The sequence below is a fragment of the Lentilactobacillus parabuchneri DSM 5707 = NBRC 107865 genome (assembly GCF_001435315.1).
Taxonomy (GTDB): domain Bacteria; phylum Bacillota; class Bacilli; order Lactobacillales; family Lactobacillaceae; genus Lentilactobacillus; species Lentilactobacillus parabuchneri.
On sequence record NZ_AZGK01000014.1, the window covers coordinates 15,643 to 39,339 of the forward strand.

Below are 23,697 nucleotides of genomic sequence, written 5' to 3' on the forward strand. Positions count from 1 at the left end.
AATGAATACTACCAACCAGTATCAGGATTGTTTCATAAATGTTAAGAAACATATTTCACATTTTACGTATCCCGCGGATGTGCAAGGTGGCGGGGGTTAGGCCTCTTTAAAAAAGTGAACAAATATATTAATTTATCGAATATATTTTTAAATCATTGGTAATATCAGGACAAATTGACTCAAACTGGGACTTTTGTTACAAGTTAAGGGGGTCAAATGTAACAATTCATCAAAGTTTTTAATTGTTAGTAAAGGAAAAAGAGTAATTTATCGTATATACCATGCGAAAAGCTATAATTAGGAGTGTTACAAGCATGGAATGATGAAGCTTGGAAACCGAAAATCCAATTTGGGGTGGAAAAAATGTTGTCACAGCGTAACGGGCAAACACGTCTGAAATTTTACATATTAGCGGTACTGATGCCGATTTTGTTAGTCAGTGCCTTATTTGCCATTATGGGGATCGCACCATTTGGGGCTCACAACTTATTAGTTAGTGACCTGTCCACGCAATACCTCCAATTTTTGGCCGAGCTCAAACGTCAGTTGGCACACTTCAGCTTTTCAGGTTATTCCTTCTTAATGTCAATTGGGGATAGCTTGGTGCCAATCTATGCCTATTATTTGCTTAGCCCACTAAACGTTATTATTTTGTTCTTCAGTACTGCCAAGTTGCCGATTGCAATTGATCTCATCATTTGGCTGAAGCTCATTTTGTGTGCCGTTTCCATGAGTGCGTTTTTGGGGCAAAAATACCGCCAGTATGATCTGATGGCGATATATGGCGGTTTGGCATACGGCCTGTGTGGCTTTGTGGCAATGTATTTCTATGACCTGATGTGGCTGGATGCCTTGATTTGGCTGCCAATTATGATTTATGGGCTTGAAAAATTGTTTTATGAAGGCAAAGGCGGTCTGTACGTCTTTAGCCTCATCGTGATTATCATGACCAATTTTTATATGGGTTACATTATTTGTATTTTCAACGTGTTGTACGTGGCTTACCTGATTAAAAAAGATCAACCAATCAAGCTAACATTTTCTCAAAGTATTGATGTCAACCGGAAACCGCTCGGTTGGTTTCTGTGGTATTCATTGTTATCAGCGATGGTTTCGGCCGTTGTATTGATTCCGACCGCATTAGGGATGTTGGCGACAGGTAAAAAAGACCTCTTGATATCAAATTTTCTGTTTAGAGGAACCTTTGGCTTCAGTTTCCCAGTCAATCTGGGGGTTGGCGGCAACGATTTTGCCGGCCGTTTAGCCCATAATCCGAGCTTCTTTACTGGGACGCTGTTTATCATTGGAACGATCGTCTACTTCTTTTCTCAACGGATTAGTAAACGCGATAAGCAGTCGGCGGGCATCTTAATTGGCGGCATTTTTGTTGGCATGTGGTTTTTGCCGTTGAACACCATCTGGCATATGTTTCAACAGCCAGCTGGCTTTCCGTTTAGGATGGTCTTTTTATTCAGCTTCGCAATTATCATGGTGGTCTATGAAGGATATATGCAGGGGATGTTCTCGGAAACAAAGCTGTTAGTCCGCTCTGGACTGGGCCTGGGAATTGCAATTGCGATTGGCTATCTATTTGCCCATATCGAGCAACAGAAGATGACAGCTTATACGTTTGATATTTCGCAGCTATCGGTTCGCCCGATTGTCTTGGGATTTGCAATTGCCTTTATCATCGTGACGGTGATTGCGATGATTGGTGTCGGTCGGCATCATCGCATGAGCAAAATTTTCTTGGGGATTATTTTGATGTTCGAACTGGGCTTGAACTTCCTAATTGCAACGGATGGGGCGCCGTTTGGAAACCAACAGGATTTCGAAAGGACTTATACAAAGTCTACCAAGCTGATTGGCGCGGTTGAAAAGCGTTATCGTGATGATAATGGTTTTTATCGGTTCACGGTGATTAATGAACCATTCAGACATCTCTTCAAGGTTCCATACAACGGTTATAACGATTCGTTTTTATTTAGAAATCACGGCATTAGTTCGTATAGTTCTACCTTGAATGCCAATACCCATCATGTGTTGGGCAATCTTGGCTTTTCAACTCGAAATATTCGACGCATTGATATGCTTGGCGGAACTGCCATCACCAATTATTTCTTTGGCTTAAAATATTCGTACTTTATTGGCGACCATGGAAATAATCAGCTGACTGTCAGAAAGGACGCGGCTGGTCTGGGATTTATGGCGAATAATCGAATTCAAAACTTAAACTTAAAGCACGATCAGGCATTTACGAATTTGAATCAATTCACTCAGGCGGTTTCTGGAGACCATAACCAGTATTTGGTCAAGCCGACGATCATGACGGAATCAAAACAAGTCCACCGGGATTTCTTTGAATATCGGATCCAATTTCGGGCGAATACCACTGGGCCACACTATCTATATATTCCTGGTGTTAGATTGTATGATGTGAATTTTTACGTCAACGGGCAGCGATTATCGACACTTTATAGCAGTCTCGGCACTGAAATGGTACCAATGGGAGACTTGCAAAAGGGACAGACGTCGACACTTACAATTCATTCGGCCAGTGAACTGCCAAGTCTGAGTAACGATCTTTCCGGCGTTGATACGGCTGAGTTTGATAAGGTGATCAGTTATTCGAAGCAGCATAAGTTCAAGTTGAAACATCAAAACAAATTAAATGAACATGGCAGCCATTTTGAAGGAACGGTGAATGTTGGGAGACAAGCTCAGACATTAGTGATCACCATTCCGTTTGATAAGGGCTGGCAGGTGAGCGTTGACGGCAAGCCACAACCATTGAAGAAGGTTGCCGATGGACTGACGGGTGTTCAGTTAACGCCGGGATTCCACCGAGTGGCGTTTAACTATCACGTTAAGGGGCTTTTACTCGGCGCAACTCTGAGTTTGATTGGGCTTTTATGTTTAAGTGGGACGGCAGTTTTACGCCGACACTGGTCAAAAGTGTAAAATATTTTCAATAATCGGATTTCTTAATTTAAGACAGAATAAAGTGGGCTCCTAATGAAAACGTTGTCATGACGGTATTTATTGAGAATTTACACAGCTTTTTCAGATCGCTTCAACTTTTTTGAAAATAATGTTCAATAAAGCTTGCGAAAATTCTTTTCAAAATATATAATATTGTCGTAGGTAAGTAACTAACTAATATATAAGACGAAAGAGGTACGAATACTTATGCAAATTGGTATGATTGGTCTTGGAAAAATGGGTCTTAACCTTGTTAAGAACATGATCCGTAACGGAAACGAAGTTGTTGCATTTGATTTGAACGAAGACAACATCAAGTTGGCTCAAGAAGCAGGTGCTACTCCAGCATCAAGCAACGCTGACCTGGTAAGCAAATTAAGCGCACCACGCACTGTTTGGATCATGGTTCCTGCAGGAAAGCCAACTGACTCAACTGTTACTGAACTGGTTGGCCTTCTTTCAAAGGGTGACTACTTGATCGATGGTGGTAACTCATTCTATCAAGACTCCATTCGTCATGGTAAGATCGCTGAAGAAAAAGACATTAACTTCTTTGACTGTGGTACTTCAGGTGGTAAGAACGGTGCTTTGAACGGTGGTAACTTCATGATCGGTGGTACTAGTGCAGAAGCATTCGACCATATCAAACCATTATTTGAAGGCATTTCACAAAAAGACGGTTACCTTTACACTGGTAAGCCAGGTTCAGGTCACTACTTGAAGATGGTTCATAACGGTATCGAATACGGTATGATGGAAGCTATCGGTGAAGGTTACGATGTTTTGGACCACAGCCCATACGACTACGACAACGAAGCAGTTGCCAAAGTTTGGGTAAACGGATCAGTTATCCGTGGCTGGCTCATGGAATTGGCACAGGAAGCATTTGCCAACGACGCCAACTTGGACCAAATCTCAGGCAAGATGTTCTCATCAGGTGAAGGTAAGTGGACTGTTCAAGAAGCCCTCAACCAAGGCATCCCAGTTCCAGTTATCACTGATGCATTGTATGCACGTACACGTTCAATGGAACAAGATACATTTACAGGTAAAGTCGTATCAGCATTGCGTCACGGATTCGGTGGCCATGCGATGGATATGAAGAAATAAGAGTGCTCTTCAAGCCGTTTAGCTTTTGAGCATTAACGGAATAACAGGGAGTGATGTGCGTTTTTTGCACATTGCTTCCTGTTATTTTGTTAAGCGGAGAAAGCTGGCTTGAAGAGCACGTTTCGGCTTGGTCGTATTAAAAATGTATGGAGGAGGGGTCAGGGCTGCAGTCGCTGTCCTCAAAAGTTGTTTGTCCATTGATGCACCTTTTCTATTTACGTGTAAGATCCAGGGTCGTCGGAACGCGTTTCGGCTTGGTGGTATCAAAAATGTTTGAAAGGGTCAGGGCTGCAGTCCACAGGACTAGACGCTGCAATTGGTTTGCGGTCGTCAGTTGGGCAGGTTTGAATGTGGGTGAGCTTAATGGACTTATTTTATATACTAATGCCCCCTTTCATGATGCTCATAATTGAAACAAACAACATCTATTAGAAATGATCTATTTTCTGTCTTTTTGCAAATCTAATGGCAAACTTTGCAAAGAATTTATTTTGTGAAGCGCTTACAGTTGTATTGTAAAGTGATTTTGGATATTTACTCAACTACGAATAAGTGGTTTAAAAGGGGACGAAAATAGTGCTAGATGAAAAGTACTTTGCTGATAAAACGATTAATTGTCTTGGCGATTCAACAACTTGGGGTGATGACAGCACTGGAGGGGGTGGGAATGCCATCTCATGGACTTCCCACTTACAAGAGCTCATTCCGTTTAAGCAAGTCAACAATTTTGGTAAAAAAGGTTCACGCATTGCGCTGTCAGAAGATCGACAGGACAGTTTTGTCGAACGTTACTTGGATATGGATAAAAGCGCTGACTACATTGTTGTATTTGGGGGGATTAATGATTTTGTCAATAATGTGCCGATTGGAACTATAGGCAATAAAGACCCACATAAATTTCTTGGTGCATTGGATATTATCATTAACGGATTAAATGATCATTACCCAGACGCAGTATTAATATTTATGACGGCAACCAAAAGTTCATTTGCACACTCTTCAAAGCCTTATCCGAACTCCTTTCAAAAAAATGCAGCTGGTAATACCCAGGCAAACTACAATGCTGCAATGATTGATATATGCCATCACTACAGCCTTCCGGTTATTGATTTATTCAATATAAGTGGCATTTCACCATTTTTGGATAATAGCGAACGTTACATGCCAGACGGGACGCACTACAGTCCCCTTGGATATAAAAAATTAGCTCATCGGATTGTCGGGGAATTGATTAGATATTTAATTTGAGGCGATTCCAAGATGCTGTGGGGTAGACGTCACCTTTTAACACAGATAAAACAGGCGTGATCAAAGGACGAATTTATGTTCGTTGATCACACCTGTTTTTATATATTATTGTGATTGAAGCATTCTTTTCCATCAAGTAGTGCTTCCGCCACCTTTTCTGATGTGTAAATGTGGTACAATGAATCGTTCAATAAGTTAGAGATTAATCCGATAGTTTAAAATACAATACTTAAGTTAAGTTGTNAAGGAAGATTTTGCGATGCTTGATACAATTTTAAATAAACTCATGAAGACCACGCCGCTTGAAAGAGAGCAACTCAAGAACCTGGAGTTTCATAATGATTTGCCAATTGACGTTTATGATTCGGCGTTATCACAGAAAGAACGAACGCCGATCATTGGGAATGCACTATTTAAAAATAAAAATATTTATGTTAGCAAACACAATCGGTACGCAGAATATCCAACTCATTCACATACATTTTTGGAAATTAATTATATGCTGCGCGGTTCGTGTGATGAAGTTGTGGAGGGACAACCGGTTCATTTAGAGCAGGGCGATGTCCTCCTGCTTGACGTTGGCTGCAAGCACTCGGTCGGTTATTTAGGGACCAATGATCTATTGATTAACATTTTATTTCAGGATAAAGAAATTAATTTGGATTTACTCAGCGACTTACGGAGCAGTAAAAGCGTCCTGTACGATTTTTTAATCAACCGGAAAATGGGTGACGACAGCAAGTTGCACTATCTTGTGTTTGGCCACGAAAGCCAAAGCGAAGTCCAGGAAACGCTCGATCGAATTATTGAAGAGTACTTTCTTGAACGGGACTTTTCCGATACGATTATTGTGTCGTATCTGTCCATATTAATTGCTCAGTTGGTACGAAATTACAAGATTGATACGCAGATCTCGATGTCCAAATCGCAGGAAATCGCTGTCCAGCTTTTAAAGGAAATCAATACAAACTACAAGGACGTAACCCTAGAAAAATTAGCGGCTAAATACGACTATAACCGTAACTATCTAAGTAATTTGTTCAAAAGAGAGGTCGGGGATACCTTCTCAAACGTCCTCACAAAGCAGCGATTAATGAAGGCAAACATCTTAATTACTTCAACTAATCTACCAGTTTCCAAGATAATCAAAGAAGTCGGGATTAAGAACCGAACGTTTTTCTACAAGAAATATATTAGTTTGTATAAAGTGGCGCCGAGTGCTAGTCGCAAAAAAACACTTCAATAATTAATTTTGATTAAAATTGTGCATCCTAAACACTAGTTTTACTAGTATTTATTAGTATTTTAGTAAAACAATATAGTGAATAGGGTGCTTTTATTTTGCCCAGCTTTAACTACCGAATGTAATACCCCAATGAACAAATAGTTTGTGAAGCTGTACTCTGGTTGACTGGTTAAAGGTATCATATATACATATTTTTGAATCCTTAACAAACTTTCTCTAGCAGCCGTAATCCTCACTCTAGCAGGCATTTGACTGCATTAACCGTATTGATATGATCCTTTTTGAAAACGCTTTATTGACCAGGCGTGCATCACAAGATATGCTAAGACTGTTCATATATTAGTTTGATATATTAGATGATCAATGACAGGAGGTAACTTCATTTGTTCCAACGAAATTTGGTGTTAGGAGGTTTTAAAATATGTCAAAGCTAAATAGGGTGTATACGCCGCGGAAGATTACGATTTGGCGTGGCATCGGCTACGGAATTGTTGATTTCGTGGGTGGCGGTTCGATGACGATCATCGGTGCCTGGATGCTTTTCTTTTACACCTCATACTGTAATTTGACTGCTGTCGAAGGTGCATCAATTATTGGTGCAGCACGAGTTGCGGACGCGATTTGTAGTTTGTTGATGGGAAGTTTAACTGACAACTTCTACAAGACGAAGTTGGGTCAACGTTTTGGCCGCCGGCATTTCTTCCTTTTAATTGGGTCTCCACTGATGTTGTTATACATCACGCTGTGGATAGCCGGAATGAACTACTGGTATTATTTTGTCACTTACATGGTCTTCGAAGTGATTTCTAGTGCAATGATGATTCCTTACGAAACATTGCCAAATGAAATGACAGATGATTACACCCAGCGAACGAAGCTATCTTCTGCCAGAATGTTTATTTCTGCAGGAGCCACGTTCCTGGCAACATTTATTCCAGGCCAGTTGTTTGCGATTATGGGACAACACAGCCCATTGCCATTCTTAGTTAATGGTACATTATTTGCTATTATTTTTGCGATTGGGGTTTTTGTATGTTACTCAGTTACTTGGGAAAAGCCGGTTACGCCGGAAATGGCCAAGGAGTTGGAAAAAGATTCTGTTAATCAAGGCAGTGTTCTCCAACGAGTTTGGGGGTTGCTTTGTGATTATGGCTCAACCCTCAGAATTAAGAGCTTTAGGAAACATCTATTAATTTACTTGTTCTCTTTCACTGGTAAAGATACCTTCAATACCGTGTTTGCATACTTCTGTATTTACTGTTTGGGATTATCCGCAACCGTTGCGGCAAACATGTTGTCACTTTCCCTGATTGGGTTATTGGTAACTATTGTCGCTGGATTTGGAATGGTTAAGTTTGGACCGAAGTTCTTGTATGAAGTTGGTTATGGATTAATGCTTTTCATGTTAGTCGGGTATTATCTGATTTTCCAATTTCACATTACCAACCACGTAATTTTGTTACTATTCTTCATTTCATTGTTCTATCAAATTGGTCGGGCGACTTTGGAATTTACACCTTGGAATGTCTTCCCATTTATCCCTGATCTAGATGAAATTGTGACGAAACGCCGTCGTGCCGGGGTATTTGCTGCCGTGATGAGTTTTACTCGTAAGTCAACGGTGGCCGTGGCAACGATTGCGGTCGGGTTCATTCTTGATAGCAACGGATTTACCAAGAATGCAGCAACACAGCCGTTAGAGACGCAACACGCGATTGCATTGATTCTTCTTTTAGGAACTGGTGGCTTGATTATTTTGGCTTTGCTTGTCGCATTGACATTCAAGCTGAACAAGCAAACCCATCAGGTTGTTCTTGAGGAAATTACCAGATTGAGAAACGGCGGCAGTAAATCCGATGTTGAACCGGAAGTTGCTAAAACCGTTACTGATTTAACTGGTGTTCCGTATGCGGACGTTTGGCCAGATGATCATCAATAAACGCTTGGAGGTAATATTTTGGCGAAAGATAATCAATCTTTATTAATACCGACACATTTAAACGTTAATTTAATGGAATTTGCTTATAACGTGGACAAAGCACCCCGCTTTAGCTGGTGGGATCACAGTAACCTTGCCAATAGCACGCAGTCTGCTTATCAGGTGGTTGTCTCAAAACGATTACACCAACTGATTAATCACGAATATCGGTTTGATAGCGGCTGGGTTCAATCTACTGAAAATACTGGTGTCGAAGTACCCGGCCTAGAAGACAAGTTGGCCGCAGGCGAGGTCTATTACTGGCAGGTTCGAGTCCAAGACAATTTTGGGAACGAAAGCGGTTTTTCAGAACCAAACAAATTTATCTGTACCGATGCCCCTCAAAAACAATCGCCAATGGGAATATGGGCAGAAGCAACGCCTAAGTCAGACAATGAACTGCCGAAGCTTGGAAATGTCGTCTTTCTTCGCAGCCCGAGATTCAATCTCAATATGGACGACGTTGACACTGCAGTTATTACCGCGTTTTCTCGTGGAAATGAACCATTGTTTATCCAAGGGTTTGATATCGCTGTTAACGGCAAAAATGTTGGAGTCGGCTCGGCCCATCGACAAGTTCATTACTATGGTTCAGACAAGACTGGGATTTATTACAACAAGTATGACGTCACAGAGGAGCTGGCCAGCGGCGAAAACGTAATTGCTGCTCTGGCAACGGCCAAAACAGATCGTAAAGCGTTTTGGTGCAAGCTTGAAGTTTATCTGACTGACGGCTCAAAGAAACAAATTCTCGTGACTGACAATCGCTGGAAAGCCTTAGACGGCAGCAGTGCCTTTGGGGACTACGGTGTTAAGATCAGAAGTATTTACTTCGGAATGATTTCTGAAAATGTTGATATGCGATATTATCCACAAAATTGGTCTGAAGTTGAATTTGATGATGAGGTTTGGGACAAAGCCTGGGTCAATCCCGAGGCAATGATTCTCGATGATGAGGAATTCATTCCGTACCGGAGTCAAAACACGCGTCGATTTGAAACCAACGAACCCAGCAAAAAGATTGTCAAGCTTGGCGAACAGGATTACTTGATTGACCTTGGTAAGGAAATCATTGGAAGTCTAAAGGTCAACCTTGATAGTCCACTTAATCAGCGAGTCACCGTATTGATGGGTGAGCAACTAAAGGATGATGGACATGTTCGTCACGAATTAGCTGCTGGTCCTGATTATGTCGAAAGCTGGACATTCGTTAAGGGTCAAAATCAATTTACAACGCTTCAAGTTAAGAACTTCCGCTATATCGAATTGGTTGGTTTCCAAGGCGATTTACACGAAAACGACATTAATGGTTGGGCAATCGAACAGCCGTTTGAATCGCAAGAATCAAGCTTTGAAAGCGATAATGACTTGTTGAACCGTGAGTACGAGATGTCTAAGTACACGATCAAGGCAACCAATCAGGACGTTTATGTGGATTCTCAAGCACGTGAACGCCGTCCTTATGAAGGTGACCTGCTGGTTAACGGAAATACCAGCTTTGTGGTTTCTTCGAATTATTCACTCAACAGACACAGTATGGACTACCTGATTGATAACCCAACCTGGCCTGAAGACTACAAGCTTTATAGCATTGAAATGGCTTGGCAGGATTACTTGTACACCGGCGATGATACCTTTATGAATAGCCGTTATACCGACTTAACCTACAAGTTGAACCGCGGGAAAAACGAAGAAAGCTTTGACGGGGCGTCACAAAACTTTACCGGCTCATTGAAAAACACTAAGGGAGTCGATAACTTCGATGAAAAAGTTGGTTTGGTTACCAACGACGGCTTGATTGACTGGCCAATTCCGGAACGGGACGGTTTCGTTGAAGGTGAGTACAACGCACCATTTAACGCAATTTTCTACGGTGCTTATTTAAGCATGAGCAAGATTGCCGAAGCGACCGGCCACAAGGCAGATGCTGAACATTATCGAAGTCGTGCTACACGAATCAAGAAGGAAATGATTGCCCGGTTATACAATCCTGAAACCGGCCGCTTCTACGATTCACTGAATGCCGATCTCACAGTTAACGAGCACACAGCCCATCATTCAACAGCTTACGCGCTTTGCTACGGGGTCTATGATGATCAAAAAATGGCGGACAAGATGAGCAAATTTGTCGCCAACGACGGTCATTTTGTTGGCAGCATTTACTTTATCTACTTCATGCTTAAAGGATTGATCGATAGCGGTCACGCCGCTGATGCGGTTCGCTTGTTAACCAACCCTGACGACCGGAAAGACCAAAAGACGTTTGCCGCAATCTTGAATACCTTAAAGGCAACCATTGCCCCAGAAGCTTGGAGTAATCACTACAAGCCAAACATGACAATGTCACATCCTTGGGGGGCAACGCCAGGTCTAACGATTGTTCAAGGGATTATGGGAATCAACCCAACCAAGCCTGGATTTGAAACATTTAACATCAAAATTCGACCAGGCAATCTGCACAACTTAAGTGTCGAAACGCCGTCATCGAAGGGCATTATTAAAGCCAAATTATCGGTTCAAGATACCAAGCAGGTTATGACGGTTGAGATTCCAATGAATTCAAAGGGAACCATCATTTTACCTGAGAATAGTCAACTAATTGAAGTTGAAGATCGTCACGGATCCGATTTAGGGGGGATGCCGACGGATACGAACCAAGTGGTTCTGGGATCCGGTCAATATCAAATTTCGTACAGCATCAATTAATCGTTTATAGTAGCATATTTTGAATCGTCCTAAGGGACAATAAGGAGATCAGAATTATGAAAAATCTGGGTAGATACTGGAATTTAAGTGTCTCAGCAGGCCTTGGGTCAATGCTGGGTTCAGGAATTATTGTTGGTTTGGCAAGTACAATCACTGTTTGGCAACTGGGCCTTCATTTAACTAATGGTCAGGTTGGTGTCATTTCTGGCGCGTTAACTTTCGCCATTGCGTTTGGATCAATCTTTGGTAGTCGTTTTGCCGACAAAGTTGGAATTATTGCTATTTTTGACTGGGTTAACTTTTTATATGCAATTGGTGCCGGTATCTGTGTCTTCTCAAATGGGTACTTGATGCTTTTAACCGGGGTGGTCATTTGTGGGATTGCTTCTGGTACTGATTTGCCAGTCTCATTGACGGTTATTTCAAGGGATGCGCCAAATCAGAAGATGGCTTCCGAAATGGTTGCTTCAACTCAGATCTTCTGGCAAGTTGGTCAATTTGTTTCAACTGGTGCCGCATTTGTTGTTTCAACGATGAGTGTTACAGGTGGTCGAATTGTGTTTGGCTTCTTTGCAATTGTTGCTTTGATTCTTTGGGTATGGCGGACATTTACCAAAGCCATTCGAGTATTGCACAAGGAAGCTGCAGACCGTTTAGCAGCCAAAGAAGCTGCTTTAGAAGTCAAACCAACCGAAAGAGCATCAGTTATGCAAGTTCTCTTTAGAAGTGAAAGAAGCAGCATTTACATTCGTTTGTTTGCTGCAATCGCAATTTACTACATCTTCTGGAACTTCGTTGCCAACACGTTTGGTCAATTTACAACCTTCATGTTTGTTAAGGCTGGCGCATCACAGACCTTATCAACCGGTATTGGTTTGGGATTGCATATCGCTGCCTTATTTATCTTAGGCTTCTACGTTACAATCGCCGGTTCTGCAAAACGAAATACTTGGTTCACACTTGGTGTTATCTTTGCTTTGATCGCGATGGGCGGCTTGGCTGTATTTGGTGCTACTTCAATCGCCTTGATCGTTGCCTTCATGCTGGTATGGGGTGTTGGAAGTATGCTTTCAGGTGAAGCAATTTACAAGGTATGGACCCAAGAATCATTCCCTGAAGAAATTCGGGCAAGTATCCAAGGCTTTATCAACGGTGTCTCACGGTTCCTCTGTGGGATCCTTGCAATGTTCACACCACTATTGGTTCTTCCAAGCACGATTAAGATGACCATGTGGGGCTTTGTTGGAATCGTTGCGATCTTCGGGATTGCCGGATTTGCAATGATTCACTACGAAAAGAAGTACAACATGATTAATGGTGACGAAGCAAGCAAGGCTGCCGCTGCAAAGGCTGCAGACAATGCTGCTTCATCAGCTAACTAAGATTTCAAATATTTGATACACAAAAGGCGTAATCAACGAACAATTCCGTGTTCGCTGGTTGCGTCTTTTTGTCTGCTTATTTGTGATGCTTCTTATCGTTACTTTTTGATACCGACGTATCCGGTGCGATTGATCAAAGTCTGCCCATCGTCACTTTTCAGCCAGGCAATGAGTCGCCGGCTATTTCTTGAAGGATGACCTCGGGTAATGGCGTAGAAGCTGCCCACCAACGGGTATTTGCCGTTACGGATGTTTTGTGGGGTGGGCGCGACACCGTTAATCTTGATGAGTTTGATCCGTTGATTGTGCATCATTTGGGTTGCGAAAAATCTAAATGAATAACCAATCGCATTGGTGTGGTTGTTGTAGCCGGCGACACCGTCTACCACGCCATCCATGGCATCAAATTCTTGGTAACGCATCGGTTTGACCATTTTACGACCCTTCATCACCATCTGTTCCATGGCTGTTTGGCTCCCGGAACCTTCAGGACGTTGGAAGGGCTGAATGTAGTTGAATTGGCCACCAACGCTGGACCAGAAAAGCGTCTTCTGCTGATAGATAGACTGAAGTTGTTTGACTGAAAGGTTGCTGACGGGATTTTTTTGATTAACAAAAAATACGAATGCCTCGGTACCAATTTTTGTCAATTTCAAATCGACGTGCTGCGCTTTGGCTGCTTTAAATTGGGTGGTTGAAGGTTTCGCCATAAAGATGACATCAGATTTCTTCTTTAACAGGCTGTTGAATGCTTTGGGCGTTGAATCCACTCGAACCAATTTTGCTCCCTGCTTTGGTGAAACGCCTTTGTACAAGGCTTGTGCGGCTGCTGAATAGACAGGATAAAGGGCGGTGGCCCCATTTAATTTGGGATAGTCGCTTGGGATACTCAGGTTGGTCGATTTATGTACTGTTGCCAAGTGCTTACTGCCTGCAAATGGTCGATACTGACTTAAATGCAGTGAGCTGACTTCACCGTAAGAATTGGTGAATTTTAGATTATTGGCGAAATTTTGGTAGATCGGTAAAAGACTGACAATCATGAGGACGACTAAGCCGGTTAGTTGTTTTCCATTAAGCTTTGGTAGTTGCTTGGTTCTGGCCTGATACAAACCAATCCCCAGGAGAGCCGACCAAAAGGTTCCGATGAACATCCAGCCAAGGTTGTCGTAGAACATGCCGACCGCGATTGTTAAGCTGGTCAGGTTGTAGGGAAAGAAGAAAGCGGGAAACCAGACTGGAAGCTGCAGGTAATTATAGTGACTGATCGCCAGGGCGACTGAGAGCAGGCCAAAATAATAGATAAATGAAACGACTAAGGCTAGGAGCTGGTTCTTGAAATTATGAAGTCCATGTTTACTGTTATAGCGGTACCAATAGATTGCGTTCAAAATGAGTGCTGGAAGCATTGCCCACCACCAACCGACGGCAAAGACCCCGGCGGCACCGACAATCAATGGTGAAATGATAAGTGATCTGGTGAGCAGCCACCAGAAGCGGCTTTGGTATGTAGTTTTCTTTGTGATATTAGTTCCCCCTCTGAGTAATTATATTACTATTTTAACACTTCGATGAATCGAAAAATTACAAATCAGGAATATTTCGGATCATCAGTAACCCAATTTGACCGGTAAAATGCGAGATCGTCAGCTCTCTACTAAAAAAGCGTCAACCATCCTGAACCCACATGTGTTCGTGATGGTTGGCGCAATCTTTTACTGCCAGAAATAGCAGCTTTTGAACTATGCTTCGACGCAACTGATGCTAACTTCTAAGGGTGCTTTAATCAAAGCCCTAAACCCATGGCTTCAATCAAAGCACCCTTAGAAAACGCATCACCCGTTGCTCGTCGCACACTAATTTTTGAAAATGAGCTCCGACGACCCAGACCTCTACTACACAAGTCAAAAAATACGGTAATGAACAAGGACCGTTCACCACCGTATTTTTTAACTTGTGCTCCGAGGAGTCGTGATAGATATTTTTTGAGATGACTGGGCAGCTTTTGAGCTATGCTCCGACGCAACTGATGCTAACTTCTAAAGGTGCTTCAATCAAAGCCTTAAACCCATGGCTTTAATCAAAGCACCTTTAGAAACCGCATCACCCATTGCTTGTCGCACACTAATTTTTGAAATAATCCGGATACGCCTCTACCACCTTTTGCTTTTCCAGCAGCATTAAGTGAAGGTGTTGCGTTACCAAGAAGCTTAAGTCATCAATGTCTTTGTTTTTAACTGCCTCAAAAATTGCATTATGTTGATTGGTTAATGTATCCCAATCCAATTCGGCTTCTTTTAAACGCAATCTCCGAAATCTGTTGAGCTGGGTGTTGTTAATCTGAAGCCATTGCCAAACAGTGTCCTTGTTGACGACGTTATAGAATTCGTGATGGAACTGCTGGTCCAAATCAAAGAAGTTATCGGGTTCATTTTGGAGAGCCGTTTGTTTTTGCTGCTCCAAATTTTGTTGGATCGCAGCAATTTCCTCATCGGAGATGTTGATTGCAGCGTCAACCATAACCTTAGGCTCAATACAACTACGGACAAAGCGCGCATTCTTTGCATCTGCCATATCAATTTTGGTGATATAGGTACCACTCTGAGGTATCACTTCGATTAAGCCTTCTCGCTCAATTCGAATAATTGCTTCTCTAACGGGGGTTCGGCCAAGATTGAGTTCCTGAGAAATTAACTTTTCAGAAATCTTTTGACCGGGAGTGTAATCAAAGTGAATAATTTTGTATTTAATTTCGTTATAAGCATCGCTGCGCATGTTATCCAACATATTTAAGTCTCCTTTAGATACCATTATATTATCATAGATTGGTGAAAAAGTTAACGAAGATTGCCTAAAAACAGGGGTATTGACAATCTGATATATCAGAATATAATAAAAGCGAAAGCGTATTCAGTGGACTGGTGTATTAGTTCAGACGAACTCACTGAGAACGCCCTCAATAATGATTATGTAACGCAATACGGGAGGTTTAATTAATGGTAAAAATTACTGATGATTACCTGAACAATAAACAAGAGTTCACCGATGCTGGGATTAAGGTTCCAACCTACGATATTAAGCAAAAGACCGGTGCTACCAAATGGGTTCACTTCGGCGGTGGTAACTTATTCCGAGCTTTTCACGCTGCAATTGCAGATCGCTTGCTTGAATCAGGCGATCTGGATGCCGGTATTGTCGTTGCCGAAACACATGATAAAGATGTTGTAACTGATGCCTACAAAAAATTTAACGATCGCATCTTAAGAGTCATTACCCACGAAGATGGCAAATTTGAAAAAGAATTATTTGCTTCAGTTTCAGACTCACTTTTCTTCGATCAAAGTAACCCTGATGGATGGAAGAAATTATTCAGCATTTTTGAAAATCCTGCCTTACAGCTTGCAACCTTCTCAATTACTGAAAAAGGATACAACCTTTGGGACAGTCAAGGCCAATTATTGCCTGCGATTGAAGACGATATTAAGAACGGTCCTGAAGCACCAAAGAACAACATGGCTTCATTGACTGCTCTGATGTTTGCCCGTTTTAAGGCCGGCAAATATCCAATGGCGTTACTAAGCACTGATAACTTCTCACAAAACGGTGAAAAGCTGCAAAAGAGCGTTTTGACAATTGCTGAAGGTTGGGAGAAAAATGGACTGGTTCCCTCAGAATTTGTTGATTATCTAAAAGATGACAAGTCGGTCAGTTTCCCACTTTCAATGATTGACCGAATCACACCAAATCCTTCAGAAGCAGTTTCTGATAAATTAAAGGCAGATGGCTTTGAAGACTACCAGATTTACCACACACCAGGGCACACCAATATTGCTGCCTTCACCAACACTGAAGAGGTTCACTATTTGGTTATCGAAGACGATTTTCCAAATGGCCGACCAGCCTTGGATCAAGCAGATGGCGTTATCTTAACCGACCGTGACACGGTTAACGATGCCGATGAGATGAAAGTGACGACTTGCCTGAACCCATTGCATACCGCATTGGCCGTTAACGGCAGCCTGCTTGGTTTTAATTCAATTGCCACGGAAGTTAGTGACAAGGACATGCTTAACCTCATCAAGCAAATTGGTTACGTAGAAGGCTTACCGGTAGTGACCGATCCTAAGGTGATCAACCCTAAGACATTTATCGATCAGTTAGTTAATAAACGCTTACCGAACCCATATATTCCCGATATGCCGCAACGAATTGCTGCCGACACCTCTCAGAAGTTATCCGTTCGTTATGGAGTGACGATCCAACATTACATCGATGATCCTAAACGCGACCCTAAAGATTTACATTTCATTCCACTTGTTCTCGCAACTTGGTGCCGTTATTTGATGGCAATTGATGACCAGGGCAAGCCATTTGAACCAAGTCGTGATCCGCTATTATCTGAACTTCAACCCAAAGTTGCCGACATTAAACTTGGCGAAAAGACTGACGTTCACGCCCATTTGAAGGACATCTTATCCAACAAGAAGATCTTCGGTCATGATTTGTATGAAATTGGTTTGGGAGACGTTGTGGAAGGTTACTTCGCATCACAAATTGCAGGCGTTGGCGCTGTTCGAAAGACGCTGGAAGATACGCTTGCAAAATATGCCAAAGAAATTTAAATAAGGAGCGCAAAACATGTCATTATTGGATGATGATTTCTTATTAACGACTCCAATGGCCAAAAAGTTATTCCATGATCACGCTGAAAAAATGCCGATCATTGACTTTCATTGCCATTTGGATCCTAAGGAAATCTATGAAAACAAGAATTATAAAAATATTTCCAGAATTTGGATTAACGAAGGCAGCTTTGGTGACCATTATAAGTGGCGGCTGATGCGTGCCAATGGTGTTCCCGAGGAATTGATTACCGGTGACGGTGACGATTACCAAAAGTTCCTTGCCTGGGCCGGTACCATTGAAAAGGCACTTGGCAATCCGTTGTTTGAGTGGACCCACCTTGAACTTCGCCGATTCTTTGGAATTAATGATGTTTTCAATACCAAGACAGCCCCGGCAATTTGGGAAAAGGCCAACCAGCTTTTGGCGACTGAAGACTTTAAACCACGGAACTTGATTAAGCGGTCAAACGTTCAAGTTGTCTGCACGACTGACGATCCAGCCTCGGATTTGAAGTACCACAAGCTTCTGAAAGAAGACGAAGCTGAAAATGGCTTCAAGGTTTTACCTGCAATGCGTCCAGACAAGGCGTTTAACTTAACTACCGACGGCTATGGTGACTATCTCGATCAATTGGGCGCAGTTTCCGGTAAGAAGATTACATCGTTTAAGAGCTTGGTTGGCGCGCTTCGTCAACGCTTCGAGTACTTTGAAAGTTTGGGCGGCCACTTGTCAGATCACGGGTTGAACTTCTTTCACTTTGTTAAAGCTTCTGATGATGAACTAAACGACATTATCGATAAGGCTCGCCACAATAAGAAGCTCACCAAGACTGAAGTTGACCAGTATCAAACAATGTTAGTGGAAGCCTTGATGCACTTGAACAAAGAATTTAACTGGACGATGCAGTTCCATATGAACGTTATTCGAAATGCCAACAAGCCAATGTTCAAGAGCTTTGGTGCCGATGGCGGCTTTGACTCAATGGGAACCCAACCTGATTTGGCTCAGGAATTCATGAAGTTGTTAATGGATGCTCAGGAACAAAATGAAATTCCTAAGATGATTATCTACTCATTGAATCCAAATGACTGGATGCAACTGGCAACTGGAATGGGTGATTTCCAACAAGACGGTGTCCAAAAGCTTCAGTTAGGTGCTGCTTGGTGGTTCAATGATACGTTTGACGGCATGAAACGTCAGTTGACAATTATGGCCGAACAAAGCTTGTTACCAAACTTTGTCGGCATGTTGACTGATTCTCGCAGTTTCTTATCATACCCACGACACGAATACTTCAGAAGAGTCCTTTGCAACGTTATTGGCGAATGGGCTGAACGCGGTCAGGCACCTGACGATGAAGATTATCTTGGAAAGATTGTTGAAGATATTTCGTATAACAATGCGCATGATCAGTTCCACTTCTTTGATAAGGACTAACTGACATATTAGGAGTACGGGTAGATGCAAACAATAAAGAGCAGTTGTTTTACTGCAGAAATTGATGAACACGGGGCCCAATTAACCCATCTGTATCACAATGAAGACCATTTTGACTATATTTGGAACAACCCGCTTTGGGAAAAGCATGCGCCAATTCTATTTCCAGCGATTGGCCGTTCCAACAATGATGCTTATCTGATTAACGGTCAACAATACGAAATGCCACAGCACGGCTTTGCTGGGGATCAAACCTTTGAAGTGATCGAGCATAAAAACGACCAAGTTGCTTTACTACTCAGGTCAAATGAGGTAACCAAACAATATTATCCATTTAACTTTGAGTTTACGGTGACCTTTAAGGTAACAGATGAAGGTCTTCAAGTCGCATTCAACGTTGATAACAAAAGCAATGGCGATCTTTCTTACTCGCTTGGATTTCATCCGGCATTCAATGTGCCGATCAATGGCGAAGGGTCGTTCAATGATTATCGCTTGGATTTGGCACCGGCATCCGACTCACTGGATACCTATGAAATCGTCAAAAAGCCGAACCCATATCGTTCGGGGAAGGTCACCAAGCTGGTGAATTATCAAAATGGGATTGTTGACCTTGATCACAACATGTTTGACAAGGGCTTGGTCATTATTAAAAATACCGGAATCAAGACAGTTAAGCTCTATTCGGACGATACCAAGCACGCTGTTATGCTCGATGTGTCTGATTTTGACCACGTGACCCTTTGGACGAAGGAGGAGGCCAACGCACCGTTCCTATGTATTGAGCCCTTCAATGGGTTGCCGGATGTCTATGGCGACTTAGTGGAATTAGGTCAAAAAGAGGGTAACCATCACCTGAACGCAGGCGAGGCTAAGACGTATCAATGCAACATCAACCTTCATTAAAAAGGTTGACAGAAAGTACGTGTAAAACTAGTATATCAGTATACAATCAGTCTATGATTAATAATATATAAGGAGAATTTACAATGGAATACAATATTGCAGTCGTTAATTCAAACAGTTTCGGACAGGTTTTTACTGAGCATTGGAAAGAACTGGAAGGAATTGGAAACGTTAAGCGCTTCATGTTGCCGACCGACATTGATGGCAAGTCATTAGCTGAAAAGCTTCACGGCTTTAACGTCATTATTGCCAGTGTGACACCATTCTTCAATCAGGAATTCTTTGATAACAAGGATGAGCTTTTGTTAATTTCACGTCACGGCATCGGCTTTAACAACGTTGATTTACACGCTGCCAAGAAGCACGGTACTCAAGTTGCAATTGTGCCACAAAAGGTTGAACGAAACTCCGTTGCCGAAAACGAACTTGCCAACTTGATGGCCTTGGTTCGCCAGGTGGTTCCTTCATCCGAGCGTGAACGTGCTGGGCGTTACGAAGACCGTGCTCAATTCATGGGAAATCAATTCAGCGGCAAGACCTTTGGGGTTATCGGCTGTGGAAACATCGGTAGCCGGGTGGCAGAATTGTTCAGCATCTTTGGCGGTCCTGTATTGGTTAACGATCCACATCCTGCAACCGAACCAGAATGGTTCACTAACAACAACGTTGAACGAGTTGATTTGGAAACGTTAGTCAAGCGTTGTGACTACATTTCATTGAATGCGTCACTTGATGATACAAGTCTTCATATGATTAACTCAAAGACCATCAAGAACCTTAAAAAGGGTGCTTACATCTGTAACAACGCCCGTGGTGCTTTAGTTGAAGAAGACGCCATTCTCGATGCGATTAAGTCAGGTCAACTTTCTGGCTACGCTGCCGATGCAATGGAAGTGGAACCTGTTAAGGCTGACCACCCATTCTTAAAGAACGACCGCATCTTGGTTACCCCTCATACTTCTGCCTACACTTACGAATGTCTTCATGGCATGGGCGAAAAATGTGTCAGTGACGTCAAGGCAATTGTTGCCGGCAAACGTCCAGTCCGTGAATTGACACACGCATTAGACGACTAACGGCCAACTCGGCTCAAAGCCGCAGTGCACGTTAACGTAACATTGAAGCTGAAACGGAGATTATTATGGACTATATTATTGGAATTGACGTTGGGACCACAAGTACCAAGGCGTTAATTTATGATACTGACGGAAATATATATGGTAAGGCCAACAAGGGTTATCCACTGTATCAAGAGACACCTGATATGGCTGAAGAAGATCCGGACGAGATCTTTAATGCCACGGTGTCGGCAATGCAGGAAGTGGTTGCCAAAGCCAATATTTCCGATGGTAAAGTGATCGCAATTTCTTGGTCTGCCCAACAACATAGCTTGATTGCACTTGATAAAGACCTTAAGCCACTGACAAGATCCTTAACCTGGGCGGATAACCGTTCGCAAAAATATGCGGCGGAATACAAAGAAAACGGCCGTGGAATGGAAATGTATAAGCGGACCGGCTTGCCAATTCATCCAATGGGGCCATTTTATAAGCTGCTATACTTCCGCAATGAACAGCCGGAAATCTTTGAAAAGGCAGCCTACTGGGTTGGTATCAAGGAATATATCATTTGGAAGTATACCGGTGTTCTCAAAGAAGAGGTTTCAATGGCGGCTGCAACTGGCCTTTTGAATATGAATTCTTCGACCTGGGATGCTGAAGCACTGAATGAAACCGGACTGACTGAAAAGCAATTGCCTGAATTAGTTGAGACGACCGATAAGTTCCGGGGAATCAAATCCGAGTATGCCAAAGTGATTGGCATTGATAAAGATGTTTACTTTGTCATGGGTGCCACTGATGGTGCCTTGTCGACAATTGGCGTCGGTGCCATCCAGACCGGAGTTTTAGCAATTAACATTGGGACTTCGGCTGCTGTTAGAACGTTCGTTGACAAACCAAGAATTGACCCGAAAGCACGGTTATATTGTTACCCCGTCATGAAGGGCAAGTACCTGGTTGGCGGTCCAATCAACAACGGTGGAATTGTTCTTAACTGGGCACATGATTCACTGTTTGGTGGCGAAGTTGAAGCCGCCAAACTGTTGAATATCGACTCGTATGACATGCTGTCAAAGATTGCAGCAACCGTCCCAGCCGGATCAGATGGCTTGATTTTCCATCCTTATCTGGGTGGTGAACGGGCACCGCTGTGGGATGCAAACGCGCGTGGGTCATTCTTTGGCCTTAACCGTAAGCATACCCGGGCCCATATGATTCGGGCCGTCATGGAAGGAATTATGTACAATTTGTACTCTGTTACCTTGGCGCTTAAAGAAGTTACGGGTGATCCAAAGGCGGTTCTTGCCGCTGGCGGGTTTGCCCGGTCAACACTTTGGACCCAGATGATGGCAGATATTTTTGAACATGATATTGTTATTCCAGAATCATATGAAAGCGGCAGTTTGGCAGCAATGTTTCTGGCCAAGATGGCTTTAGGGTTGGAAGACAACCTGGAAGACATCAAGAAGTACATGGGTAAAGAAACGGTTTACAAACCAAATGAGGACGTCTTTAAACGATACCGAACTTTGATGCCGATTTACTTGCGGCTGAGTCGTGATCTTTCTAAAGAATACGAAGGAATCGCTGAGTATCAAAGAGAATTCAAGGATTAATATCTGATGGGATTGATTCCCGTCATAGTGAAACAAATTTAAATCTAAGCGGCCGGACAAAACAACATGTTTTGCGCCGACCGTTTTTATGTTCCCTCAGTCAAAATTAAAATAGCTAATGTTGTCACAAGGTCTCAACAAATAGTATACTTTTAGTTGTGGTTACGTTTTCATTTTGAATGAAAATTAGTCAATTCAAACACAACGGAGGTACTTACTATGTCCAAAGTTCTCATTGTAAATGCAGGAAGTTCATCACTTAAATTTAAACTCTTCGATATGCCTAAAGAAACGGTGCTGGCAGACGGTCAGGTTGAACGGCTGAACATGCCCGGGTCACTGGTCAAGATTAAATATGGTGACGGTAAAGTGTACAAAGCTGAAGAAGATAAGATCGATTATGAGCGTTCAGCGGCCATCATGCTCAATAACTTGAAGGATCTTGGCGTGATTGACCATTTGAGAGACATTGACGCCATTGGTAACCGAGTTGTTGCTGGAAGTGACATCTTTGATAAAGTCGCTAAAATTGACGACGATACACTCTCTCAAATTGTGGAATTGGGGGATATTGCGCCGATTCATAACCCGGTTGAAGCTGAATACATCGAAATCATTCGCCGAATTCTTCCTGATACGGATCAGTACGCCGTCTTTGACAGTGCCTTTTTCAAAGACGTTCCCGAAGTGAATTCAATTTATGGGATTCCTTATGAATTGACCAAGAAATTTACCATCCGTCGTTATGGCGAACACGGAATTAACCATGGCTTCATTACCCAACAAGCTGACGAAATTTTGGGCAATGACAAAGCTAAATTAGTGACCCTGCATTTGGGCTCAGGAGCTTCTGTGGCAGCCGAAAGAAACGGCAAGTGTTTTGACACCTCAATGGGCTTTACGCCGATGAACGGTCTTGTCATGGGGACACGTTCAGGTGACGTAGACCCGGCTTTGGTTCCGTTCTTCATGAAGAAGATGGGGGCCAGTGCAGACGAAGTCATCGATATGTTTAATAAACGTTCGGGCTTACTTGGCGTGTCTGGTGTTTCATCCGACATGCGTGACTTGGAAGATTCCGATAAGGATCGGGCCAAGTTGGCCTTAGACATGTTTGTCAACCGGACGGTTAAATTTGCAGCCAGCTACATCACTGAGTTGGGTGGCGTTGACGCCATCGTCTTCTCCGGTGGAATCGGCGAACATGATAAATGGGTCCGTGAGCAGGTCTGCAAGAAGTTGGAAATCTTCGGCATCAAGCTGGACGGCCAGTTAAATGAAGAACAAAAGCCTGGCGACTTGGGTGCAAAGGATTCATCTGCACGAATCTTACTGATTCCAGCGAACGAGGAGTTGGCCATGGTGCGGGATGTAACAGCTAAGATTGATTAAATTAACT

General features: G+C 42.7%; 15 protein-coding genes. 13 read left to right on the top strand and 2 right to left on the bottom strand.

Going from position 1 to position 23,697, the window contains the following annotated elements; genetic code table 11:
- The first annotated feature begins 363 nt into the window (after positions 1 to 363).
- From FC51_RS10105 to FC51_RS10135, 7 genes are all read left to right on the top strand, one after another.
- Positions 364 to 2,961 (top strand): YfhO family protein, encoded by a 2,598-nt coding sequence (locus FC51_RS10105; RefSeq protein WP_057909060.1) that lies wholly within the window; start codon positions 364 to 366, stop codon positions 2,959 to 2,961.
- Between the two features lie 228 nt (positions 2,962 to 3,189).
- Positions 3,190 to 4,092 carry a phosphogluconate dehydrogenase (NAD(+)-dependent, decarboxylating) gene (gene gnd, locus FC51_RS10110; protein WP_057909059.1) on the top strand — a complete coding sequence of 301 codons (903 nt, stop codon included), beginning with the start codon at positions 3,190 to 3,192 and terminating at the stop codon, positions 4,090 to 4,092.
- A gap of 576 nt (positions 4,093 to 4,668) precedes the next feature.
- Positions 4,669 to 5,340 (top strand): SGNH/GDSL hydrolase family protein, encoded by a 672-nt coding sequence (locus FC51_RS10115; RefSeq protein WP_225355072.1) that lies wholly within the window; start codon positions 4,669 to 4,671, stop codon positions 5,338 to 5,340.
- A gap of 286 nt (positions 5,341 to 5,626) precedes the next feature.
- Positions 5,627 to 6,586: an AraC family transcriptional regulator gene (locus FC51_RS10120; RefSeq protein WP_218674062.1), complete on the top strand. Its 960-nt coding sequence runs from the start codon at positions 5,627 to 5,629 to the stop codon at positions 6,584 to 6,586.
- A gap of 421 nt (positions 6,587 to 7,007) precedes the next feature.
- The gene (locus FC51_RS10125) at positions 7,008 to 8,525 is read left to right on the top strand and encodes an MFS transporter (RefSeq protein ID WP_057909056.1); all 1,518 of its coding nucleotides are present in this window, start codon (positions 7,008 to 7,010) and stop codon (positions 8,523 to 8,525) included.
- An 18-nt stretch (positions 8,526 to 8,543) separates the two neighbouring features.
- Positions 8,544 to 11,270 carry a family 78 glycoside hydrolase catalytic domain gene (locus FC51_RS10130; protein WP_434086396.1) on the top strand — a complete coding sequence of 909 codons (2,727 nt, stop codon included), beginning with the start codon at positions 8,544 to 8,546 and terminating at the stop codon, positions 11,268 to 11,270.
- Positions 11,271 to 11,326: 56 nt separating this feature from the next.
- Entirely contained in the window at positions 11,327 to 12,652 is a 1,326-nt protein-coding gene (locus FC51_RS10135) for an MFS transporter (RefSeq protein ID WP_057909055.1), read from the top strand.
- 98 nt (positions 12,653 to 12,750) lie between these two features.
- Here FC51_RS10135 and FC51_RS10140 read toward each other — a convergent pair whose 3' ends face one another.
- Complete coding sequence (locus FC51_RS10140) at positions 12,751 to 14,061, bottom strand: PstS family phosphate ABC transporter substrate-binding protein (protein ID WP_081037504.1); 1,311 nt, start codon at positions 14,059 to 14,061, stop codon at positions 12,751 to 12,753.
- Positions 14,062 to 14,776: 715 nt separating this feature from the next.
- Positions 14,777 to 15,439, bottom strand: a complete 663-nt coding sequence (locus FC51_RS10145; RefSeq protein ID WP_057909053.1) for a GntR family transcriptional regulator — start codon at positions 15,437 to 15,439, stop codon at positions 14,777 to 14,779.
- Positions 15,440 to 15,648: 209 nt separating this feature from the next.
- On the opposite strand from FC51_RS10145, the gene FC51_RS10150 reads away from it, so the two are divergent.
- The 6 genes from FC51_RS10150 (at position 15,649) to FC51_RS10175 (ending at position 23,690) form a co-directional block, all read left to right on the top strand.
- Positions 15,649 to 17,274 (top strand): mannitol dehydrogenase family protein, encoded by a 1,626-nt coding sequence (locus tag FC51_RS10150; RefSeq protein ID WP_057909052.1) that lies wholly within the window; start codon positions 15,649 to 15,651, stop codon positions 17,272 to 17,274.
- 16 nt (positions 17,275 to 17,290) lie between these two features.
- Positions 17,291 to 18,715: a glucuronate isomerase gene (gene uxaC, locus FC51_RS10155; RefSeq protein WP_057909051.1), complete on the top strand. Its 1,425-nt coding sequence runs from the start codon at positions 17,291 to 17,293 to the stop codon at positions 18,713 to 18,715.
- A 24-nt stretch (positions 18,716 to 18,739) separates the two neighbouring features.
- Positions 18,740 to 19,621, top strand: coding sequence for an aldose 1-epimerase family protein (locus FC51_RS10160; protein ID WP_057909050.1), 882 nt, complete (start codon positions 18,740 to 18,742; stop codon positions 19,619 to 19,621).
- Between the two features lie 83 nt (positions 19,622 to 19,704).
- Complete coding sequence (locus FC51_RS10165) at positions 19,705 to 20,697, top strand: D-isomer specific 2-hydroxyacid dehydrogenase family protein (protein WP_057911298.1); 993 nt, start codon at positions 19,705 to 19,707, stop codon at positions 20,695 to 20,697.
- Positions 20,698 to 20,762: 65 nt separating this feature from the next.
- Positions 20,763 to 22,298: a gluconokinase gene (gene gntK, locus FC51_RS10170; protein WP_057909048.1), complete on the top strand. Its 1,536-nt coding sequence runs from the start codon at positions 20,763 to 20,765 to the stop codon at positions 22,296 to 22,298.
- 219 nt (positions 22,299 to 22,517) lie between these two features.
- A complete protein-coding gene (locus tag FC51_RS10175) occupies positions 22,518 to 23,690 on the top strand; it encodes an acetate/propionate family kinase (RefSeq protein ID WP_057909047.1) in 1,173 nt (390 codons plus the stop codon).
- Positions 23,691 to 23,697 lie beyond the last annotated feature (7 nt).

Excerpts from the sequence above, each read along its gene's own strand:
- FC51_RS10105 (WP_057909060.1), top strand. The coding sequence starts at position 364 with ATGTTGTCACAGCGTAACGGGCAAACACGTCTGAAATTTTACATATTA.
- gnd (WP_057909059.1), top strand. The coding sequence starts at position 3,190 with ATGCAAATTGGTATGATTGGTCTTGGAAAAATGGGTCTTAACCTTGTT.
- FC51_RS10120 (WP_218674062.1), top strand. The coding sequence starts at position 5,627 with ATGAAGACCACGCCGCTTGAAAGAGAGCAACTCAAGAACCTGGAGTTT.
- FC51_RS10125 (WP_057909056.1), top strand. The coding sequence starts at position 7,008 with ATGTCAAAGCTAAATAGGGTGTATACGCCGCGGAAGATTACGATTTGG.
- FC51_RS10135 (WP_057909055.1), top strand. The coding sequence starts at position 11,327 with ATGAAAAATCTGGGTAGATACTGGAATTTAAGTGTCTCAGCAGGCCTT.
- FC51_RS10140 (WP_081037504.1), bottom strand. The coding sequence starts at position 14,061 with ATGCTTCCAGCACTCATTTTGAACGCAATCTATTGGTACCGCTATAAC.
- FC51_RS10145 (WP_057909053.1), bottom strand. The coding sequence starts at position 15,439 with ATGTTGGATAACATGCGCAGCGATGCTTATAACGAAATTAAATACAAA.
- FC51_RS10150 (WP_057909052.1), top strand. The coding sequence starts at position 15,649 with ATGGTAAAAATTACTGATGATTACCTGAACAATAAACAAGAGTTCACC.
- uxaC (WP_057909051.1), top strand. The coding sequence starts at position 17,291 with ATGTCATTATTGGATGATGATTTCTTATTAACGACTCCAATGGCCAAA.
- FC51_RS10160 (WP_057909050.1), top strand. The coding sequence starts at position 18,740 with ATGCAAACAATAAAGAGCAGTTGTTTTACTGCAGAAATTGATGAACAC.
- FC51_RS10165 (WP_057911298.1), top strand. The coding sequence starts at position 19,705 with ATGGAATACAATATTGCAGTCGTTAATTCAAACAGTTTCGGACAGGTT.
- gntK (WP_057909048.1), top strand. The coding sequence starts at position 20,763 with ATGGACTATATTATTGGAATTGACGTTGGGACCACAAGTACCAAGGCG.
- FC51_RS10175 (WP_057909047.1), top strand. The coding sequence starts at position 22,518 with ATGTCCAAAGTTCTCATTGTAAATGCAGGAAGTTCATCACTTAAATTT.